The sequence below is a fragment of the Pseudomonas chaetocerotis genome, assembly GCF_015712105.2.
GTDB lineage: Bacteria > Pseudomonadota > Gammaproteobacteria > Pseudomonadales > Pseudomonadaceae > Aquipseudomonas > Aquipseudomonas chaetocerotis.
On the sequence record NZ_JACFYX020000001.1, the window covers coordinates 407,093 to 427,185 of the forward strand.

The 20,093-nt window shown below is 64.2% G+C and carries 14 protein-coding genes; 8 read left to right on the top strand and 6 right to left on the bottom strand.

All coding sequences use genetic code 11. The features are described 5' to 3' along the window. Positions 1-56: 56 nt before the first annotated feature. Both H3221_RS01935 and H3221_RS01940 read right to left on the bottom strand, forming a co-directional pair. Entirely contained in the window at positions 57-401 is a 345-nt protein-coding gene (locus H3221_RS01935) for an endonuclease domain-containing protein (protein ID WP_196473843.1), read from the bottom strand. A 157-nt stretch (positions 402-558) separates the two neighbouring features. Further along, positions 559-5,469, bottom strand: coding sequence for an alpha-2-macroglobulin family protein (locus H3221_RS01940; RefSeq protein ID WP_196473844.1), 4,911 nt, complete (start codon positions 5,467-5,469; stop codon positions 559-561). A 163-nt stretch (positions 5,470-5,632) separates the two neighbouring features. Here H3221_RS01940 and H3221_RS01945 point away from each other — a divergent pair, with 163 nt between their 5' ends. The 3 genes from H3221_RS01945 to H3221_RS01955 are packed head-to-tail and all read left to right on the top strand — an operon-like array spanning position 5,633 to position 8,498. Then, positions 5,633-7,021, top strand: coding sequence for an MATE family efflux transporter (locus H3221_RS01945; protein ID WP_196473845.1), 1,389 nt, complete (start codon positions 5,633-5,635; stop codon positions 7,019-7,021). Next, complete coding sequence (locus tag H3221_RS01950) at positions 6,993-8,030, top strand: GGDEF domain-containing protein (RefSeq protein WP_196473846.1); 1,038 nt, start codon at positions 6,993-6,995, stop codon at positions 8,028-8,030. Before H3221_RS01945 ends, H3221_RS01950 begins: the two co-directional genes overlap by 29 nt. Positions 8,031-8,042: 12 nt before the next feature. After that, positions 8,043-8,498 carry a DUF2214 family protein gene (locus H3221_RS01955; protein WP_196473847.1) on the top strand — a complete coding sequence of 152 codons (456 nt, stop codon included), beginning with the start codon at positions 8,043-8,045 and terminating at the stop codon, positions 8,496-8,498. Between the two features lie 158 nt (positions 8,499-8,656). Here the strand turns inward: H3221_RS01955 and speA are convergent, their stop codons facing one another. From speA to H3221_RS01975, 4 genes are all read right to left on the bottom strand, one after another. Further along, positions 8,657-10,570 carry an arginine decarboxylase gene (gene speA / locus H3221_RS01960; RefSeq protein ID WP_160019309.1) on the bottom strand — a complete coding sequence of 638 codons (1,914 nt, stop codon included), beginning with the start codon at positions 10,568-10,570 and terminating at the stop codon, positions 8,657-8,659. A gap of 121 nt (positions 10,571-10,691) precedes the next feature. After that, positions 10,692-11,063 carry a translation initiation factor Sui1 gene (locus H3221_RS01965; protein ID WP_074676104.1) on the bottom strand — a complete coding sequence of 124 codons (372 nt, stop codon included), beginning with the start codon at positions 11,061-11,063 and terminating at the stop codon, positions 10,692-10,694. Positions 11,064-11,446: 383 nt separating this feature from the next. Then, positions 11,447-11,995, bottom strand: a complete 549-nt coding sequence (locus tag H3221_RS01970; RefSeq protein ID WP_196473848.1) for an NUDIX hydrolase — start codon at positions 11,993-11,995, stop codon at positions 11,447-11,449. Beyond that, positions 11,995-13,056 (bottom strand): DUF2333 family protein, encoded by a 1,062-nt coding sequence (locus H3221_RS01975; RefSeq protein WP_196473849.1) that lies wholly within the window; start codon positions 13,054-13,056, stop codon positions 11,995-11,997. Before H3221_RS01975 ends, H3221_RS01970 begins: the two co-directional genes overlap by 1 nt. 257 nt (positions 13,057-13,313) lie before the next feature. Between H3221_RS01975 and H3221_RS01980 the strand changes: the two genes are divergently transcribed. From H3221_RS01980 to accB, 5 genes are all read left to right on the top strand, one after another. Continuing rightward, positions 13,314-14,927, top strand: a complete 1,614-nt coding sequence (locus H3221_RS01980) for a response regulator (protein WP_196473850.1) — start codon at positions 13,314-13,316, stop codon at positions 14,925-14,927. 1,017 nt (positions 14,928-15,944) lie between these two features. Beyond that, positions 15,945-16,988, top strand: a complete 1,044-nt coding sequence (locus H3221_RS25735; protein ID WP_397427950.1) for a methyl-accepting chemotaxis protein — start codon at positions 15,945-15,947, stop codon at positions 16,986-16,988. 168 nt (positions 16,989-17,156) lie between these two features. After that, positions 17,157-18,956 (top strand): protein-disulfide reductase DsbD, encoded by a 1,800-nt coding sequence (locus H3221_RS01990; protein WP_196473852.1) that lies wholly within the window; start codon positions 17,157-17,159, stop codon positions 18,954-18,956. A 168-nt stretch (positions 18,957-19,124) separates the two neighbouring features. Continuing rightward, a complete protein-coding gene (gene aroQ / locus H3221_RS01995) occupies positions 19,125-19,571 on the top strand; it encodes a type II 3-dehydroquinate dehydratase (protein ID WP_104727239.1) in 447 nt (148 codons plus the stop codon). Between the two features lie 50 nt (positions 19,572-19,621). Next, entirely contained in the window at positions 19,622-20,089 is a 468-nt protein-coding gene (gene accB, locus H3221_RS02000) for an acetyl-CoA carboxylase biotin carboxyl carrier protein (protein WP_196473853.1), read from the top strand. The last annotated feature ends 4 nt before the right edge of the window (positions 20,090-20,093 follow it).

Below are 20,093 nucleotides of genomic sequence, written 5' to 3' on the forward strand. Positions count from 1 at the left end.
TCCCATAAATGGGAGAGGGGAGCGGATCAGTGTTATGCCAAGATTTACGGCGAAGCTCATAGACCATCTTGCTCGCCAATTTCAAGACGAATCTGTTCAAGTACCGCCTCCGTTTCGGCCAGCACCTGATGATTCCAGAAACGCAGCACACGATAGCCTCGACTCTCCAGATAATGCTCACGTTGCTGGTCGTATTCGGTCTGCTGCTGGTGTTGGCCACCGTCCAGTTCGATGACCAGCCAGCATTCGGTGCAGATGAAATCGACGATATAGGGACCAATGGGTTTCTGCCGTTTGAACTTCAGGCCTAGGAAGCGGTGAGCACGCAGGTAATACCAGAGCCGTTGCTCGGCATCAGTCATCTCATGGCGAAGGCGTTTGGCGTTGTCGAGTAAGGTCATGGTTCCTCCTTGAACCGTTCTGCCCTCTCTCCCAACCCCTTTCCACTGGGCGTGCCCCCGACAAGCGGGAGAGGGGAGCGGTTCGGCGCGCGGCCGAAGCTGTTCACGATCAGCCCCCTCTCCCATTCATGGGAGAGGGTTGGGGAGAGGGTCGCTTTTAGCGCCCCCTCACCACCAGACTATCCGGCGCACTGCCCAGCGCCTGCCAGCTCGGCCGGTACATGGACTCGACCTGCGGTGGCGGCACGCGATAGCTGCCAGGCGTCACCGCGCGGGCCAGGTAGAGCAGATGGGTGGTGCCGTAGCCTTCCACATCCACCGCTGCCACGTAGCGATCACCGCGATACTCCTGATGCTTGATCCGCGCATTCTGCATGGAACGACGCCATTCTTTGACATTGCTGCCGGCGTCATCGAGGCTCGCTGCGCTTTGTGCCAGGTTCTGGTTCTCCAGCTCCAGGCCGGCCGGCAGCAGGTCGACGACCAGCGCATCCGGCACGCGCTGTCTGGCGCGCACTGCCAGGTGCACCAGCACCAGCTCGCCGCTGTCCAGGCGCTGTAGATCGAGCGGGCGGCCATCCATGCCGAGGTATTCGCGCTCGATGCTGAGGTTCTCGCCACCGGCGCGCGGCGTCTGACTCGGGTAACCGGACAGGGTCAGTTGCTGATACAACGTGGCACTGCCGGCATTGCTCACGCTCAGCGGTTCGGCCAGTTCGCCACGCTCCAGCTTGATACCCGGCTGCTGGTTGCTCAGGTCGAATTGGAAGGCACCACTGGCCAGTTTGGCGCTCCAGGCCTGCTCGGGTTTGCCGAGAATGCCGCGGCCGGCGAGGAACAGCGAGTTGCGCTCCTGGGTTGACAGCCAGCGCTGGCCGGCCAGTTCATCCGCCAGGTTGAACAGACGCTGCTCGCGCTGACCGGCGGCCAGGTCGTGCTCTTCCAGCAGGGCGAGGATCAGTGCCTGGTCACGTAGCGGGCTGCCATAGTCGGCCATCCAGCGTTCGCCATCGCGCGGCTGGATCAACCCCTGATTCAACGCCTGCTCGGCACGCGGCGCATCGCCCATCAGTTTCAGCGCAGCCGCCAGATGCACCAGCGGCAGGCCGGAACGCGCTTCGCTGCGACGGTCGAACAGACTGCGCAACGCACCCAGCGGCGCCTGCTGGCTGCGCGCCAGAACGTAGCCGGCGTAGGCCTGCACGGCGAAACGGGTATGGGCGAAGTCCTGGCTGTAACTGGCCTCGATCAGGCTGCTCTGCTGCAGGTAGCGCAGCAGGCGATCGGTGGCCTTCTTCAGTGCCTCTGGCGGCACGCCGAAGCCTTGCTCACGGGCACGCAGGAGGAAGTCGGTGACATAGGCAGTCAGCCAGTATTCCTCTTCGCTCTCGGCGCTCCACAAGCCAAAACCACCGTTGTGACGCTGCATGCCGAGCAGGCGCTCGATGCCCAGCTCGATGCTCTTGCGTCGCTGCTCATCCGGCTCGCCTTCCAGCCCCAGGCGTTTCAGACTCGCGGCGTCGGCGTAAAGCGACGGGTACAGGCCACTGGTGGTCTGCTCCAGGCAACCGTAGGGATAGGCCTTGAGCGCACGAATCTGCTCACCGAGGTTCAGCGGCGGCCGGCTCGACAGGGCCAGCACGGCCTCCAGCCCGGCAGGCTCGAACTGGTTGAGGGTGCCAGCCGGCATGCTCCAGGGCTCGCCTTCGCCGAGAACCGCACGGAAGTGTTGCAGTTGCGCCGGATAAGCCGGGCGAATCCCCAGCGTCCACTCGCGGCTGAAATCACCCAGCGTCTCATCCGGCAACGCCAGGCCCTGCACCTCGACATGAATACGGCCTTGCCCCAGACCGCCTTCGGCACGCACCGGAATTCGCAAGGTGGTGCGTTCGCCATCTTTCAGGCTGATCGGTGATTCCCCCTTGCCGAGCAGGCGCAGCTGACCTTCAACGCCGAGTTGCACGTCGAGCTTCTGCTCGCTGCCGGACAGGTTGGTCAGATCCAGTGCCAGGGTGGTTTCGTCGCCACCGGCGAGGAAACGCGGCATCGACAGCTCGGCGATCAGCGGCGCTGCGACCACTGTCTTGGCCTCGGCCATGCCGAAGCGCTCGTCGGTCCAGGCCTGCGCCATCAGACGCAGCTCACCGTTGAAGTCGGGGATATCCAGGCTGACTTCGCCCTCGCCCTTGTCGTTCAGCTTCAGTGCATCGCTCTGCAGCGCGACGATCAGCACGCTGGTATCCGGGCGTTTGCCACCGGCAGCGAGGCCGGCGTCACCGCCGAAGGCCAGGCTGGCGACACGCCCCTGAGCCTCGATCAGTTGACCGTAGATATCCAGTTGGTCGGCCCCATAGGCCTTGCGCCCGAAGAAATTGGCGAAAGGATCGGGCGTGGCGTAGCTGGTGATGTTGAGAATGCCCACATCCACCGCAGCGACCAGTACATGCACCTTCTCGGGAATGCTGCCGTCGGCGTTACGCGCGCTGACCTTGACCTTCAGCGGCTGCTTCGGACGCATCTTTTCCGGCGCGTCCAGGCTCAGCGCCAGCTTGCGCGGGGCGCGCTCCAGGGGCAGGTGCAGCAGGCCAACGGCACGCTTCGGCGTGACCTGCGCCTTGCGCTCGCCGGGGCGAATGACCAGTGCACTGAGGTAGAGATCGTGACGCGCCCATTTTTCATCAATGGGCAGCTCGAAGGTCTTGCCTTCGGCCGGCACGCTGATCTCCTGCCACCACAGCGGTCCCTCGCTGGACTCGACCAGCAGGTAGCCGTTGCCGGCCGCCGGCGGGGTGACGGTGATCTTGGCCACGTCGCCAGCAGCGTAGGCTGGTTTGTCCAGCGCCAGCTTGACCTGGTCCGGGCGTACCGCACCGCCATCGGCGTTGTCCTGCCAGCGGTAGCCGGCCCAGAAACGCAGGCTGCTGACCAGGCCGGTCTGGTTGTCCACCACCTCGACACGGTACGGGCCCCACTCCACCGGGAAGCTGACCTTGGCGGTGCCGCCAGCGGCGATCTTCAGCGGCTCGTCGCTGAGGGTGAGGAATTTCTCGTTGTAGTTGTGACGCCAGCCTTCACCGTCGGAGAAGCTCCAGAAGTAGTCGCGACGCTCGCGCACCAGGCGCACGTTGAGGTTGTCGGCGGCCAGCTTGTTACCGGCGGCATCGGCCACCAGGATTTCGAACTCGGCCAGGCTGTCGGCATCGACCTCCTCGCCCTCGAACAGCCCGCGCAGACCTGGCAGACGCTCGGCCGGCCATACCGGCTGGATGATACGCCGGGTGATCGGACGGCCACCGGACTCCTGCAGGCTGGCCTGAAGGATCAGACGCAGCGGCGACCTGGCGTCGCTCCAGCGGTTTTCCGGACGCAGCACGGCGCGACCCTGGTCGTCGAGATTGACCTCGTCGAGCTCCTGGTCCTGGCTCAGGTCGGCCTCGGTGATGTCGCCGAACTGATAGCCCGGCAGGCCGGCCACCGCTTCACGCAGCGGGCGCACGTAAAGCTGCCCGGTCAGGCGGTTGCCAGCGGCCGGCGCACCGTAGAGGTAACGCCCGGTCACCGCAAATTCGGCACTGTCGCCCGGCGCGTAGGGCTGCTCCTGGCCCTTGAGCTCCAGGGCCAGGCGCTCGGGGAGGAAGTCCTCGACGAGGAATTCGTAGAGCTGCGGGTTGCCGTCGCCCAGGTCCAGCAGCAACTGCCAGCGGCCGGTCGGCGCCTCTTCGGCAAGCGGCAGCTGATACTGATAGAGGCCGTCATCGCCAGCGTTCCAGACGAACTTGCGGCTGATCTGCTCATCCGGGCGGCGCACCTCGACGCTGACCGGCTGAGCCTTGACCGGGCTGCCGTCAGCATCACGCAACAGGCCATTGAGCAGCACGGTCTCGCCGGGGCGATACAGATCGCGCGGGCCGAACACGAAGAACTGCAGGGCATGCGCTTTCGGGCCGGTGATGTCGAATTCGGCCAGATCCAGCGCCGGCGTGTTCAGGCGCAGCAGGCTGGTCTGCTCGTCCTGCTTGGCTAGCAGCACCTGGGCCTTGGCTGGCAACGGCAGTTGCGCATGGCCAGCCGAATCGGTCTTGCCTTCGGCGAGCAGGGCACCTTCACCGTCGAGCAGCTCGAGCTGCACGCCGGACTGCGCCTTGCCCCCTTCCAGCGCCTGGGTGAACACGTCGAGACGATCGCGATAGCGGTGCGCGGACAGGCCGATATCGCTCAGGGAAAACAGCGTCGCCGGTTGCGAGTAGCTGTAGCTGCCGGCCTCACGCATCACCGCCAGGTACACGCCCGGCTGCTTGAACGGCTCCAGGCCGGCGATGGGCAGCAGCAGGGTTTCGCGGGTGTTTCGCGCCGGGTTGAGGTCGAAGCGCCCGCCATAGACCAGATCGGCCATCGGCAACAGTTCGCGCGCCTCCCAGGTATCCAGATTGCTGGAACGTCCCCAGCGGGACAGGAAACGCGGCAACGCCTCGGGCTTGATGCGGAAGAACTCGACGTTGACCTTGTCGACGTTCAGCGCGATCACTGGCAGGCCTTCAGCCAGCCGTGTCGGCAGCAGCGAACCACGGCTGGCGAAACCGACGCTGGCCTGCAGGTCGCGGGTTTCGAAGCGACTGACATGTTCGGCAGCGAGCTTGCCACCATTGATCGACTTCAGGCCGGCATCGATGGTCAGCACCAGTTTGCGCTGCGGCTCCAGATGGCGCAGGCGCAACTCGCTGATGTTGTCGGTCAGTTCCCAGGCGCCGTCGACCTTACCGGTCTTGCTGTCGACCAGATGCAGGCGCTCGGCGAAGGACTGGTCGGGGTCCAGCGGGATGGAGAAGGTCACCGACAGCGCGCTGGCACCGTCGAGCTGCACTTCGGAAACGTCCACCACCTCTAGCTCGCGGCCGGCATAGCGCTTGGCCAGCGCGTCGCGGTCGACCGCAGGCGCAGGCACCTGCGGCTGTTGTGCGGCAGGCGCGGCGGGGGTCACCGTGGCAGGGGGTTCAGAAGAATCGCAGGCACTGAGCAGGGTCAGGGGCAGTGTGAGTGCGAGGGCCAGAAGCAGTCCTTTGTTCGGCATTGCGGGCTCCGGAATCAGGGGGCGCAGAAGCCGACAACTATAGCCGAGGCGCCCTGCCAACGACGAGCCTTGCAGAAGAATTCGCCAAGCCACTCACACTCCTGAGGCGACGTGCGACCACGCCAGCGCTGTGCCTATAATCGGCGCTTTGACGGAGCCGTCCATGTCCGCCCTGCTCGATGCCTGGCGCCACGCCCCGACCCAGCGCAAGGTCTGGGCCCTTGCCGCACCGATGATTCTCTCCAACCTGTCGGTGCCCATGGTGGCGCTGGTCGACACTGCTGTCGTCGGCCATCTGCCGCATGCCCACCAATTGGCTGCCGTGGCGGTGGGCGGCAGCCTCTATACCCTGCTGACCTGGGCCATGGGCTTTCTGCGCATGGGCAGTACCGGCTTCGCCGCTCAGGCAGCAGGGCGCGAGGACGGCGGCGCACTGCGCCAGGTATTGGTGCAAGGGCTCGGGCTGGGCGTGTTCATGGCCTTGCTCCTGGGCCTGCTGGCTTTGCCCTTCAGTAACGCCGCGCTGAGCCTGATGCAGCCCTCGGCCGAGCTGGATCAACTGGCGCGCCAGTATTTCCATATCCGTCTGCTCGGCCTGCCCGCCAGCCTGGCGACCTACGCCCTGATCGGTTGGCTGCTGGGTACGCAGAGCGCCCGTGGTCCTTTGGCCATTCTGCTGACAGCCAACCTGATCAACGTGGCGCTCGACCTGCTGTTCGTGCTCGGGCTCGAATGGGGTGTGGCCGGTGCGGCCTGGGCCTCGGTGATCGCCGAATGGAGTGGTGCCCTGCTCGGCCTGTGGCTGGCCCGAGGTGCGCTCGCACACTATCCCGGCCACCTCGACAGTAGCGCGCTGAAACGCTGGAGCAACTGGCGTCCGTTGCTGGCGGTCAACCGCGATATCTTCATCCGCACCCTGGCGCTGCAGTTGGTGTTCTTCCTGATCACCGTGAAAGGCACTCGCCTCGGCGATGCCACGGTGGCGGCCAACGCGCTGCTGCTCAATGGCCTGACGCTGACCGCTTACGCCCTCGACGGTCTGGCCCATGCCGTCGAGGCCCTGTGCGGCCATGCGCTGGGCGCGCGTGATCGCGCTGCGCTGCGCCGTTCGCTACTGGTAGCCGGTGCCTGGTCGCTGCTGGCCAGCGCCGGCTTCGCCCTGTTCTTCCTGCTCGGCGGGCACTGGTTCGTCGGCATGCTCACAGATATCGCCGAAGTGCGCGAACTGGCCCTGCACTTCTTGCCGTATCTGGCCATGCTGCCGCTGCTGGCCGTATGGAGTTACCTGCTCGATGGCTTGTTCATAGGAGCAACCCGTGCCCGCGAGATGCGCGACGCCATGCTCATCGCGCTGGTTCTGGCCTTCCCGCTGGCCTGGTGGCTGCAAAGCCTGGGCAATCACGGGTTGTGGTTGGCATTTCTGGCCTTCATGGGGCTGCGCAGTCTGGTACTGGCTGGCTATGCTTGGCAACTGAGCCGTCGCGACCTGTGGTTCCCTTCCCCGGCATTAGGAGAGATCGCCCATGCTCAACGTCCCGCTGCCCGCCAATGAAGCCGAACGCCAGCAGGCCCTCGATCGCCTGGAGCTGCTCGACACCCCTGCCGACCCCTACCTCGATACCCTGACGCGCCTGGCGCACGACCTGTTCCAGGTAAAAACCGCACTGGTCACACTGGTCGACCGAGATCGCCAGTGGTTCAAGAGCCGCCAGGGGCTGGATGTAGCAGAGACGCCGCGCAGTCTGTCCTACTGTTCTCATGCGGTATTGCGCGACGAACCGCTAATAGTCGAGGACAGCCAGGTGGACGAGCGCTTTGCCGGTACCGAACTGGCCCGCGGCACGCCGGATGTGCGCTTCTATGCCGGCTGGCCGCTGCACGACGCCGATGGCCTGCCGCTGGGCACCCTGTGCCTGGCCGACCCGAAACCGCGCCTGTTCGGCAGTCAGGAGAGATGCCAGTTGCGCGACCTGGCCTTCCTGACCGAAAACTATCTGCACCTGCAGCACTGCTCGCAACAGGCCAACGACCTGCGTGACGCTCTTAGCCGCGAGCAGCGCAAGGGCATGCTCGACCCGCTTACCCAGTTGTGGAATCGCGCCGGGCTGCTGCACTTTCTGCCGCTCGAGCAGGCCGCTGCCGAACGCAGCCAGCTGCGCCTGGGCGTTATCTATTGCGACCTGGACCACTTCAAGCAGGTCAACGACAGGCATGGCCACGATGGCGGCGACCACGTGCTGTGGGAAAGCGCGCGACGCATGAGCAGTGCCCTGCGCCCGCAGGATGTGGTGACCCGCAATGGCGGCGAGGAGTTCGTCATCCTCACCCAGGTGCACGATGACCAGGAACTGCTGCAGATCGCCGAGCGCATCCGTCTGGCCATCGCCAGCCAGCCGATGCAACTGGAGCACGCCCAACTGCAGCAGACCATCAGCCTGGGCTGCACGCTGCTTGGCCCCGGCGAGAGCAGCGTGGATGCACTCAAACGCGCCGATCAGGCGCTCTACCGGGCCAAACATGGCGGCCGCAACCGCAGTGAAATCGCCCCAAGTTCCCACTGAAAGGAAGCAATCATGGCTGCCGCGCTCGTCGCTTATCTGCACTACCTGTCAATCTTCGCGCTGTTCGCTCTGCTCAGCGTCGAACACGTGCAGTTCAAGGCGCCGCTGGATCTGCGCCGTGCGCGCAGCCTTATGATCACCGACCTGGTCTACGGCATCTGTGCCGGTCTGGTGCTGGCCACCGGTGTCGCCCGCGTGCTGTGGTTCGGCAAGGACGCCGCCTACTACATGGGCAACAGCCTGTTTCATGCCAAGGTGGGGCTTTTCGTCCTGGTTGGCCTGCTGTCGATCCTGCCCACGGTGGTGTTCATCAAGTGGCGCAAACCCGTGAAGGCCGGCCAGGTGCCCGAGCCGAGCGCCCGGCAGATCGCCCTGGTGACCTGGAGCATCCGTATCGAGCTGCTGCTGTTGCTGGCGATCCCGCTGCTGGCGGCGCTGATGGCGCGTGGCTACGGGATGATCGGCTGAATCTTCGGCTCGGTGCGCACGGCGCACCCTACAGTAGGGTGTGCCGCGCGCACCAAGGGCCTCAGGAAGCACCGGAGTCCGGATGCAATCCGGGAGCGATGCCCGACGTTGCGCCACCTCCGGATTGCATCCAGGCTACCGAAGTTGCCGCTGACGGCTTACGAAGCCAGGTAGGACGAGCGGGTCAGCCCCAGACGCAAGGCATCGAGGAACTGCGTACGCTCACGGGCGCTGATCTTGGCGCTGGCCACCTTGTCGCGGTAGTGGGTCATCAGCTCTTCCGGCGACAGGTGCACGTAGCGCAGCATGTCTTCGATGGTGTCGTGAGTCTCGATACCGGCGTGCACCACGCTGCCATCGGCGCCCTGGTAGATGTTCACCGAGTCGGTATCGCCGAACAGGTTGTGCATGTCGCCGAGGATTTCCTGATAGGCGCCGACCAGGAAGATGCCCAGCACATAATCCTCACCTTCACGAATCTCGTGCACCGGCAGACTGGTCTCGATGGACTGCTCGTCGACGTACTGGCGGATCTTGCCGTCGGAGTCGCAGGTCAGGTCCTGCAGCACCGCGCGGCGCAACGGCTCCTCATCCAGACGCGACAGCGGCAGGATCGGCAGGATCTGGCCGATGGCCCAGGTGTCCGGCAGGCTCTGGAACACCGAGAAGTTGCAGATGTACTTGTCGGCGAGCTTGTCGTTGAGTTCGTCCAGCACCGCACGGTGCGAACGCTGACGCGCCTTGAGCTGGTTGTGCAGACGACGGCAGATGGCGAAGTAGCACTGCTCGGCCAGTGCCTTCTGCGCCAGGCTCAGCTTGCCGGCCGAATACTGCGCAGCCACTTCCTCGATGTAGTGGGTGGCGCGCCAGTAGGTTTCGGCGACCATTTCCGGGTCGCTGTCTTCCAGCAGCTCGATCAGCACTTGCAGCACTTCCGGCTGTTCGGCGCTGGCATCGATCTCCGGCACCTTGTCGTTGTGCCGCTCGACGTCGGTGACCTGCACCAGCAGCACGGCATGGTGCGCGGTCATCGCCCGGCCACTCTCGGAGAAGATGTGCGGATGGGGGATTTCCTGGCGGTCGCAGAATTCCTTGAGCATGTCGACCACGGCATCGGCGTAGTCCTGCATGTCGTAGTTGATCGAGCTGGCGTTACGCGAGTGAGTACCGTCGTAGTCCACGCCGAGGCCACCGCCGACGTCGATGTGATCGACCGGCAGACCCATGGCACGCAGCTCTCCGTAGTAGCGGATAGCCTCGCGAAAACCCTTGCGGTAGTCGGCGATGTTGGCGATCTGCGAGCCCATGTGAAAGTGCAGCAGGCGAATGCCCTGATCCAGCCCGGCCGCGCGGAAGCGCTCGACCACCTGTAGGATCTGCGCAGCGGACAGACCGAACTTGGACTTCTCACCGCCGGTGTCGGCCCACTTGCTCGACGCCAGCGAGGACAGACGCACGCGCAGGCCGATCTGCGGCGCGACCTTGAGTTCAGCCGCCTCCTCGATCACCAGGGCGACTTCCGACTCCTTTTCGATGACGATGAATACGTTGTGGCCGAGCTTCTGCCCCATCAGCGCCAGGCGAATGAATTCGCGGTCCTTGTAACCGTTGCAGACGATGGTGCCGCCCTTCGGTGCCAGCGCCAGCACGGCCAGCAGCTCGGGCTTGGAACCAGCCTCGAGGCCGATGGAGACGTTCTGCGTGGCGATGATGTTCTCGATCACCGCCTCCTGCTGGTTGACTTTGATCGGGTACAGCGCGGTGTAGCGGCTCTGGTATTCCAGGCGCTCGATACTGGCATCAAAGGCCCCGGTCAGGCGGCGCACGCGGTCTTGCAGAATGTCAGGGAAACGCACCAGCAGCGGCAGCGACAGGCCGCTCTGACGCAGCTCGTCGACTTGCTGATAAAGATCGATGGGCTGGCTGTCCGGGCCGTTGGGACGCACCTCGATACGCCCGGCATCGTTGATCGAAAAGTAACCGGCGCCCCAATGGCGAATGCCATAGACACTGCGGCTATCGGCTACGGTCCATTGGCTGCCGTCGTCTTTGCGGGTGCGTCGTGCGGACATCGGGTTCTCCCATGAGAAAAGCCTGACCTTGCTGGCGGCCAGTTTAGAAATGATGAAAGCAAGATGACGTTTGCTCGGTGGTTGACCGTATGAACGTCATCCAAGATTAGAAAAGGACTTATCAGCCGCCGGACTTCTTCGCGGTAAAGCCGCGCTTGCTCAGTTCGGCCAACAGCAGATCGACGTGATCACCCTGGATCTCGATCACCCCATCCTTGAGCGCGCCGCCGGTGCCGCAGCGTTTCTTCAACGCGCTGGCCAGTTCCTTGAGCGGTTCCTCGGCCAGTGGCACGCCGCTGACAGTGGTAACGGTCTTGCCACCACGGCCCTTGGTTTCACGACGCACACGGGCAATGCCGTCGCCTTCAGGAATGCGCGTCTGCTTGCAGATGCAGGCATCCACCGCCTGGTTGCAATCCGGGCAATGACGACCGCCATCGGTGGAATAGACGAGACCGCTCAGGGCGGAGAATGAAGAGGCTTTCTTGACCACCGGCTTGTCCTCGTAGGGGTCAGGATAGCGACTGGCTGAACGGGTTCAGCCGCGAAGCCCCACTCAGGCAGGGGCAGCGCAAGCGGACAGACGTCCGCCGAAAAGGCCGGGCAGTGTAACGGCAAAGGCGGCGCTTGCTAAGTATGGATTTGCGTCATTGTGCGGCACGATGGCGACGCCGTTCGCCATCGTGCACGGAGCGCTCGGAATCCGCGACGCTGCAGCGAGCTCGGCCCGTAGGGTGCGCCGTGCGCACCAGCCCCAGCATCCGAAGTAAAACCGGTGCGCACAGCGCACTCTACGAGCTCGACGACACACAGGAGGCGACACAACCACCCTCTCCCGCCATTCGGGCACCCTCTCCCACAAACGGGAGAGGGACATCAGCCGGCCGCAAGCGGCCTTTTTATGTAGCGCTCCAGCGCCGCCAGCGAATCCGGGCAATACGGCAAGCGATGGGTTTCCTCCAACGCCTGATCGATGCTGATGAAGCGCGCCTCCAGCACCTCCTCCGGCTGCAACACCAGCGGCGCATCGGATACAGCCGAGTAGGCCATGCACCACAGGCGACTTTCCGGAGCGTCATAGAGAAAGTGCGCATGCTCGGTCAGCTGGGCATCGACGATACCCAGCTCCTCGGCCAGCTCACGCTCGGCGGAGAGTCGGTAGTCCTCGCCTTCGAGCACCATGCCGCCGGCCGCCACGTCCCAGTATCCGGGATACAACGCCTTGCTCAAGGTGCGCCGATGCACGCACAGCAGCCCAGCCGTGTTGAACAGGAGAATGTAGGTGCCACGCCCGATCAGCCGGCGCTCGCGCAGCTCGACACGAGAAACACCGCCCAGCGGCCGGTCGTGCTCATCGACCCAGGCCACGCGCTCGCGGTCAGAGGCAGCACGATGCGCCGCCTCCGCTGCCGAAATCGCGACCATCAACCCTGGCTCAGCAATTGACGCAGGTCGATCAGCCCCGCGTTGGCGCGGGAGATGTAGTTGGCCATCACCAGCGAGTGGTTGGCCAGAACGCCGTAGCCGCTGCCGTTGAGGATCATCGGGCTCCACAGGGTGGCCTGCGCGGCTTCCAGCTCACGAATGATCTGGCGCACGCTGACGGTGGCGTTCTTTTTCGCCAGCACGTCGGCGAAGTCCACCTCCACAGCGCGCAGCAGGTGAGCCAGTGCCCAGGCCTGACCGCGAGCCTCGTAGAACACATTGTCGATCTGCAGCCAGGGCGTCTCGTAAACGCCGCCCTCACCCACCTGCCCGGACTCTTCGGCATCGCTGCCCACCTGCAGTTTCTCGTTCAGGCGCACTTGCCCCACGCTGGCGGACAGGCGCTGAGACAGCGACCCAAGACGTGTGCCGGCATCACCCAGCCAGTTGTTCAGGTTGTCGGCACGCGCGTAAAACTGCGCGTTTCTCTGCGCCGGGTCGGCCAGACGAGCCAGGTAGCGATCCAGCGACTTGATGCCCTCTCGGTACTCGGACTCGGACGCCGGTAACGCCCAGCTCTTGTTGTCGAAGTGAAAACGCGGCTCGGCCTTGGCCAGGTCCGGGTCCTCGGTGGACTGCGACTGCGAACGGGCGAAGTCCTTGCGCAGGGCACGCGAGAAGTCGCGTACCTGCACCAGCACGCCATATTCCCAGCTCGGCATGTTGTCCAGCCACAGACCGGGCGGCGCTAGATCGTTGGACAGATAGCCGCCCGGTTTGTCGAGCAGCGTGCTAGCGACCTGCTTGAGGGTTTCCACCGAGGTGTAACCGGTGACCATCTGCCGTTGCGCCTGCTGCGCCGAACTCTGGGCATGCTGCTGGACCTGGAAGACAGACGGCTCCTGGCTCCAGTACCAGCCGACCACCAGGGCGATGAGCAGATAGACACCAATCAGACCGCCCAGAGCTCGAGCGATCAGGCTGCCGCCACTGCGACTGCCTCCTGAGGTCTTGGCGGCGCCGCCCTGCGAGTTCGTCGCGCGATTCTTCCAGTCCAGCATGGCAGTGTCCTTTTCAAGCGAATTCGAGTGTTCGACCACAACCCAAGCAACGGGTTGCGACCTGCTACGCACTATAAGGCAAGCCCACAGCAAAACGCAGGGCAGAGGGGCAAACTTAACGCGGGTAGGGGAAAACTAAAATTCTGTCGCTTATTCGACAGAAATACCGACGCCAATTGATCGACGGCAATGTCAGCGCCTCCAGCAAGTGATAGCATCGAGCCACCACTGACTTAACCATTTATAGAAGTCGGCCCATGACCGAGCACCCGGATCCCAGTCGAGATCGACTCAAGCACCATTTCGCCCAGCGCGTCATTCACCAGGCACGCCAGGTGCTGGAAGTCTGGCAGCGCCTGCAACGCAGCGAATGGAACGATGCCGGCATGGCTGAGCTGAGCGAAGCCAACCTGCGACTGCTGCGTTACGCCGAGCGTTTCGAACAGACCGAGCACGCGCAACTGGCGCAAAGCATTGGCGTCAGCCTGGATGAAGTAGTCAAAAATCGCGGTCGCCTCAACAGCACGCTGATCGCCCGCCTCAATCAGGCCATGCAGCGCTTGTCGAGAACCGGCCTGCGTCATAGTGATGCCTTCGAACAGACCTTCCTGCCCCCACTGCGCAAACCGGTTTATCTAGCCCTGCAGGATGCCCAGCGCGCCGAGCGTCTGGCCCAGCAACTGGATTTCTTCGGCCTGGCGGCGCAGGCCCTGGGCGATGAGTTCGCCTTCCGCGCCGCCATCAGCGAGCGACACCCGGCCGCCATCGTCATGGACGTCGACTTCGCCGGCGCAGGCCTGGAACTTGCCGACTCGGTGCAAGAAGGTCTGGAGCAGAAAATTCCGCTGCTGTTCTTCAGCCACTGCGATACCGACACCCCGACGCGCTTGGCTGCCGTACGCGCCGGCGGCCAGGAGTTCTTCACCGGCTCACTGGATGCATCGAGCCTGCTCGAACGCATCGAGGTACTGACCCACGTCTCGCAGTACGACCCGTACAAGGTGCTGATCGTCGACGATTCCAAGGCCCAGGCGACCCACACCGAGCGCGTACTCAACAGTGCCGGCATCCTCACCCACACCCTCACCGAGCCGATCCAGGCAATGGACGCGCTGGCCGAATTCCAGCCGGACCTGATCATCCTCGACATGTACATGCCCGAGTGCAACGGCACCGAACTGGCCAAGGTGATCCGCCACAACGACCGCTACGTCAGCGTGCCGATCATCTACCTGTCGGCCGAGGACGACCTGGACAAGCAGCTCGACGCCATGAGCGAGGGCGGCGACGACTTCCTCACCAAACCGATCAAACCACGCCACCTGATCGCCACCGTGCGCAACCGCGCAGCCCGTGCGCGCAACCTCAAGGCGCGCATGGTGCGTGACAGCCTGACCGGCCTGTACAACCACACTCATACCCTGCAACTGCTCGATGACGCCTGCTTTCGCGCACGCCGCGAAGAGCAGCCGCTGGCCTTCGCCATGCTCGACATCGACCACTTCAAGAAGGTCAACGACACCTACGGTCACCCCATGGGCGACCGGGTGATCAAGAGCCTGGCGCTGTTCCTCAAGCAGCGCCTGCGCAAGACCGACCATATCGGTCGTTACGGCGGCGAGGAATTCGCCGTGGTGCTGCCCGATACCGACGAGCAATCGGCGCTCAAGGTGCTGGAAGAGATTCGCCAGCGCTTCGCCGAAATCCACTACCCGGCCCAGCCGCAGGACCTGTCCTGCACCTTCAGCTGTGGTATCGCCATGCTGCAACCGGGCCTGGATGGCAACACACTGTCCAAGCGCGCAGACCAAGCGCTGTACAAGGCCAAGCACGGTGGTCGTAACCGGGTGGAGCTGTACAGCAGCGAGTGACTCGCCGCAGAACGTGACACAGCTCACAGCGTCATCAGCCTGTAACCAAACCGCAATAAGCTCGCGGGCATCGTTCAGTCGTCGATCGAGCCCGCCATGCGCCTCAAGCTGCTCACCAACCTAAACACCCTGCTGCTGGTCACCGTTTGCGTTGCGCTGGCGGCGACGCTCTGGTGGTCGCAGCGCGCGTTGCAGCAACCAGTGCAACTGATGGAGCGCTACCTGACGCTGTCCCAGCAGTTCCAGCGCGAGGTGGCCGACAACATTCAGGCCTACCTGGCCAGTGGCAACGCCGTGCAACACAGCAGCGCGACCCTGGCCATCGACGCCTTCGACGACTCTCTCGAACAACTGCCGCAACAATTGACCACCGAGCTGCGCCCAAGCCTTGAGCAACTGCGCGACTTCAGCGCCAATCAGCTGCTGGCGGCCGGCAAACTGGCCGGTGATCCGCAGGGCCTGCTGTTGCAGGCCGAACGCGAGATGCTCGCTGCGCTGGAACAACTGACCCAGTACGTCGCAGATGCCAGCAGCCCTGCCGCCGGTGAGTATCGCAAACCGCTGCAGGAAGCCGGTTCGCGCCTGCTGAAGCTCGCCCACGCCCGCGAACGCTTCACCAGCCAGGGCCGTAGCGAACTGCTCGGCGATGTCGAACGCGAACTCAAGGCACTTGCCCAGCTGGCAGAGGCACTGGACAAATTGCCGCTACTCGGCGTGCAACAGGCCGACAGCTCTGCCAGCGTCGGCTTCGCCGCGCTGCTCGGGCTGGATGACACACAACAGGAGCAACAGGCAGAGGATCGCGGCATCGAGCTGAAACGCGAACTTAGCTCACTGGTGCGTCGCTACCCCAGCGAACTGCAACGCACTCGCGAGCTGGTCGAGCAACGCCAGCAACTGGCCTTGACCACCACCGAACGCGTGACCCAGGTGCAACAGGCACTGGCTGCGCTGGAGCCCCTGGTAAAAGGCGAATACGCACGCATTCAGGGCGAGGTACGGCTGATTCAGGGCCTGATGATCGGCCTGATCCTGCTCATCGCCCTGCTCATCGACCGCATCCAGCGGCGCCTCTCGCAGGTGCTCGAGCGCCTGGTACCGGCACTGTCACAGTGGGCCAAAGGTGATTTCGCAACGCCGATCAGCATCCACTCCCGCACCCGTGAGCTGCGCGATATCGAAGACTCGCTCAATCACCTGCGCCGCTATCTGGTGGAGCTGGTCGCCAGCATCCGCGGCCATGCCGAGCATGTCGCAGGCTCCAGCCGTACCCTGGCCAATCTCAGCGGCGGCCTGCACGGCGGCGCCGAGCGCCAGGCCGGCGATACCGCTCTGATCCGCGACGCGCTGGGCGAGCTGGAAGCGACCATCGGCCAGGTCGCCCAGGACGCCAGCCAGACCGCCGACGCCAGCCGCGATGCAGATCGCGCCCTGGCCCAGGGCCAGCAGGTCATCGGCCAGAGCCTTCAGGGGCTGCACGCCCTGGTCAGCGAGGTGCAGGACAACGCCCAGGCCATCGAGCGCCTGGCCGACGAGACCGCCACCATCGGCAGCGTGCTCACGGTGATTCGCGGCATCGCCGAACAGACCAACCTGCTCGCCCTCAACGCCGCCATCGAGGCCGCTCGCGCCGGCGAGGCCGGCCGTGGCTTTGCCGTGGTCGCCGACGAGGTACGCTCGTTGTCGCAGCGCACCGGCAGCGCCACTGCAGAAATCCAGGATGTCATCGGCCGCCTGCAACAGGCTGCGCACCAGTCGGTACAAGCCATGCGCGCCCAGGTCGAACACGCCGAAGCCACTGCCGGCAAAGCCGAGGCCGCCGATGGCGCGCTGGACGAGATCGTCAGCGCTATCCGCACCATCGCCAGCATGGCAGAGCGCATTGCCGAGGCCACCGCTCAGCAGAGTGACGCCGTCAGCGAGATTCGCGAACACGGCGAACGTATCCACCAATTGGGCGACGACAACCTCGGCCTGATCGCCAACGGGCGCAGCGAGAGTGAACGCCTGCTGCACCTTGGCGGCCAGTTGCACAGCGCCGTGCAGGCGTTTCGCGTCTAACTGCCTGCGACACGACAGCGCAGGCTCGATCTGCGCGGGAACTCTACAAGGCCGGCCTCCTCCAAGGTGCCGCTCATCCCCGGCAATCGACGTCCCGGCGCGGCAGCGACGATGCGGGCGGGCGCTTTCCGGTATCATGCCGCCACCTTCCGCCGAGATATTCGCCCGATGTCACTGCGTCGACTGCTACTTCCCCTGTTTCTGCTCTGCCTGAGCCTGCCCGCCAGCGCCAATCTGTTCGACCAGCGCCCAGCCGCCTCACCGATTGGCGCGCCGCTGAACAACAGCAGTGACTTCCTGCCGGTGCGCGAAGCCTTCAAGCTGAGCCTGGTGAGCAGCGATGCACAGGCAGTGACGTTGCGCTTCGTCGCGACCGAGGGTTACTACCTCTATCGCCATCGTTTCAATTTCAGCGTCGAACCAGCGGATCTGGTGCTCGGTGACGCCGAGTTGCCGGCAGGCGAGGCCAAGCACGATGAATTCTTCGGCGATGTCGAGGTGTACTACGGCGTGCTGGATATCCGCGTGCCACTGGACAACCCGGACAACCGCCCGCTGCGCCTGCAGGTCGGCTACCAGGGTTGTGCCGACAAGGGCCTGTGCTATCCGCCCGAGACCGAATACATCGAGATCGGTGATATGCCGGCGACGAGCTCCGCAAGCGCCCTGTCGACCGTGGCTAACGTGGCTGCAGCCTGGAACTGGAAAGAACTGACGTTGTTCTTCCTCGGCGGCCTGGCGCTGACCTTCACCCCCTGTGTGCTGCCGATGCTGCCGATCCTGTCCGGCGTGGTGCTGCGCGGGCAACTGGGGGGCTTTCGCAGCCTGACTCTGTCGCTGGCCTACGTGTTGCCGATGGCGATCTGTTTCGCCGTCCTCGGCACACTTATGGGGCTGTTCGGCGCCGGCCTCAATCTACAGGCGCGTCTGCAATCAGCTTGGGTGTTGGTGCCTTTCGCCGCCTTCTTCACCCTCTTCGCCCTGGCCATGTTCGGCCTGTTCGAGCTGCGCCTGCCGCGTTTCATCAGTGAACCGCTGGATCGCCTGGCCGGCAAGACCCATGGTGGCTCGCATCTGAATGCCGCAGTGCTCGGCGTACTCTCCAGCCTGCTGGTCAGCCCCTGCGTCTCGGCGCCGCTGGCCGGTGCCCTGCTTTATATCAGCGCCAGTGGCGATGCCTTGGGCGGCGGCCTGAAGCTGCTCGCGCTCGGCCTCGGCATGGGTACGCCGCTGGTGCTGTTCGCTGTTGGCGGTGGTGCGCTGCTGCCGAAAACCGGCACCTGGATGGTGAGCGTACGCAATGCTTTCGGCGTGCTGCTCCTGGCCGTTTCGATCTGGCTGCTCGAGCGCGTACTGCCGGGCAGTCTCAGCCTGGCCCTGTGGGGCCTGCTGGCGGGTGGTGTGGCAGTATTCCTCGGTGCGCTGGAGTTCGGCCCCAAAACGCATCGACAGAAACTCGGCCAGATCGCCGGTCTGGCACTGCTGGTCTATGCCCTGGCCGCCTGGGTCGGCGCCCTGCAGGGTGCGAGCGATCCGCTCAAGCCACTCGGCCAGCTGCAGGCTGGTGCCAGCCAGAGCAGCGCCAAGAGTGGTGCCTGGCAAACCCTGAGCAGCCCCGCCGAGTTGGACGCCGCACTGGCCGCAGCCAAATCCGCCGGTCAGCCGCTGCTGCTGGACTGGTACGCCGACTGGTGCATCAGTTGCAAGGTCATCGAGCGCGAGGTGTTCGGCAATGCCGAAGTCGGCAGCAAGCTTGCTGACTGGCGCCTGATCCGCTTCGATATCACCGAAAGCAACGCCGCCCAGCGCGCCCTGCTGGACCGTTACAAGTTGTTCGGCCCGCCTGCCATCCAGTTGTTTGCCGGCAATGGTGACGAACTGCTCGATCTGCGTGTCGTAGGTGAAGTCGATGCCGCCACCTTCGCTGGCCGCCTGGATCAGGCCAGCAGCCGCCTGGCAGGTCGTTGAGCGCTGTCGACGCGATCATCGCCCGCACGCTGCAAATGTCCTGGCAACGACCAAAACCAACGCTATAGTCATATTTCTGCCGTAAACAGCAGGCATCGTGTCGACTATTGCTGACATCGCGCAGCTGCGGCATAGTCCTGCGCAGCCTGAACAACAAGGAAAGCGACCATGGCCACCCTACTGGTGCTGCACGGCCCCAATCTGAATCTGCTGGGTACCCGCGAGCCCGACAAATACGGTGCAACCACTCTCGCCGAAATCAATCAGGATCTGGAACGCCGCGCACGCGAGGCGGGCCACCATCTGCTGTACCTGCAAAGCAATGCCGAGTACGAACTGATCGACCGCATTCACGCCGCAAAGGGTGAAGGTGTCGACTTCATCCTGATCAATCCTGCCGCTTTTACCCATACAAGCGTCGCATTACGTGACGCATTGCTGGCAGTGAGCATCCCATTCATCGAAGTGCACCTGTCCAACGTGCACAAGCGTGAACCTTTCCGCCATCACTCCTACTTTTCCGACGTTGCAGTAGGGGTGATCTGCGGCCTTGGCGCCAGCGGTTATCGGCTGGCCCTGGAAGCGGCACTCGAACAACTGACCGGGCGCGCCTGACGCGTAGCCTGGTAGACAAGTCCTACCTCACCTCTGGGAGTTGACCATTCATGGATATCCGTAAAGTCAAGAAACTGATCGAGCTGCTGGAAGAGTCCGGTATCGACGAGCTGGAGATCAAAGAGGGCGAAGAGTCCGTACGCATCAGCCGTCACAGCAAACAACCGGCCTATGCCCCGCAGCCGATGTACGCACCGGCACCGGCTCCGATCGCGGCGCCTGTCGCCGCAGCCGCAGCCGCTCCGGGCGCTGAAGCCGCCCCGGCCGCCGCACCGAAACTGAACGGCACCGTGGCGCGTTCGCCGATGGTTGGCACGTTCTATCGCGCCGCCTCGCCGACCTCGGGCAACTTCGTCGAAGTCGGTCAGACCGTGAAGAAAGGCGACATCCTCTGCATCGTCGAAGCGATGAAGATGATGAACCACATCGAAGCCGAAGCCAGCGGTGTGATCGAATCCATCCTGGTGGAAAACGGCCAGCCGGTTGAGTACGACCAACCCCTGTTCACCATCGTTTGATGCA

Bases quoted from the DNA above. Each gene is read 5' to 3' on its own strand.
- H3221_RS01950 (WP_196473846.1), top strand. From the start codon at position 6,993: ATGCTCAACGTCCCGCTGCCCGCCAATGAAGCCGAACGCCAGCAGGCC.
- H3221_RS01945 (WP_196473845.1), top strand. From the start codon at position 5,633: ATGTCCGCCCTGCTCGATGCCTGGCGCCACGCCCCGACCCAGCGCAAG.
- H3221_RS01975 (WP_196473849.1), bottom strand. From the start codon at position 13,056: ATGCTGGACTGGAAGAATCGCGCGACGAACTCGCAGGGCGGCGCCGCC.
- H3221_RS01935 (WP_196473843.1), bottom strand. From the start codon at position 401: ATGACCTTACTCGACAACGCCAAACGCCTTCGCCATGAGATGACTGAT.
- accB (WP_196473853.1), top strand. From the start codon at position 19,622: ATGGATATCCGTAAAGTCAAGAAACTGATCGAGCTGCTGGAAGAGTCC.
- H3221_RS01955 (WP_196473847.1), top strand. From the start codon at position 8,043: ATGGCTGCCGCGCTCGTCGCTTATCTGCACTACCTGTCAATCTTCGCG.
- H3221_RS01990 (WP_196473852.1), top strand. From the start codon at position 17,157: ATGTCACTGCGTCGACTGCTACTTCCCCTGTTTCTGCTCTGCCTGAGC.
- H3221_RS01940 (WP_196473844.1), bottom strand. From the start codon at position 5,469: ATGCCGAACAAAGGACTGCTTCTGGCCCTCGCACTCACACTGCCCCTG.
- H3221_RS25735 (WP_397427950.1), top strand. From the start codon at position 15,945: ATGATCGGCCTGATCCTGCTCATCGCCCTGCTCATCGACCGCATCCAG.
- H3221_RS01980 (WP_196473850.1), top strand. From the start codon at position 13,314: ATGACCGAGCACCCGGATCCCAGTCGAGATCGACTCAAGCACCATTTC.
- H3221_RS01970 (WP_196473848.1), bottom strand. From the start codon at position 11,995: ATGGTCGCGATTTCGGCAGCGGAGGCGGCGCATCGTGCTGCCTCTGAC.
- speA (WP_160019309.1), bottom strand. From the start codon at position 10,570: ATGTCCGCACGACGCACCCGCAAAGACGACGGCAGCCAATGGACCGTA.
- aroQ (WP_104727239.1), top strand. From the start codon at position 19,125: ATGGCCACCCTACTGGTGCTGCACGGCCCCAATCTGAATCTGCTGGGT.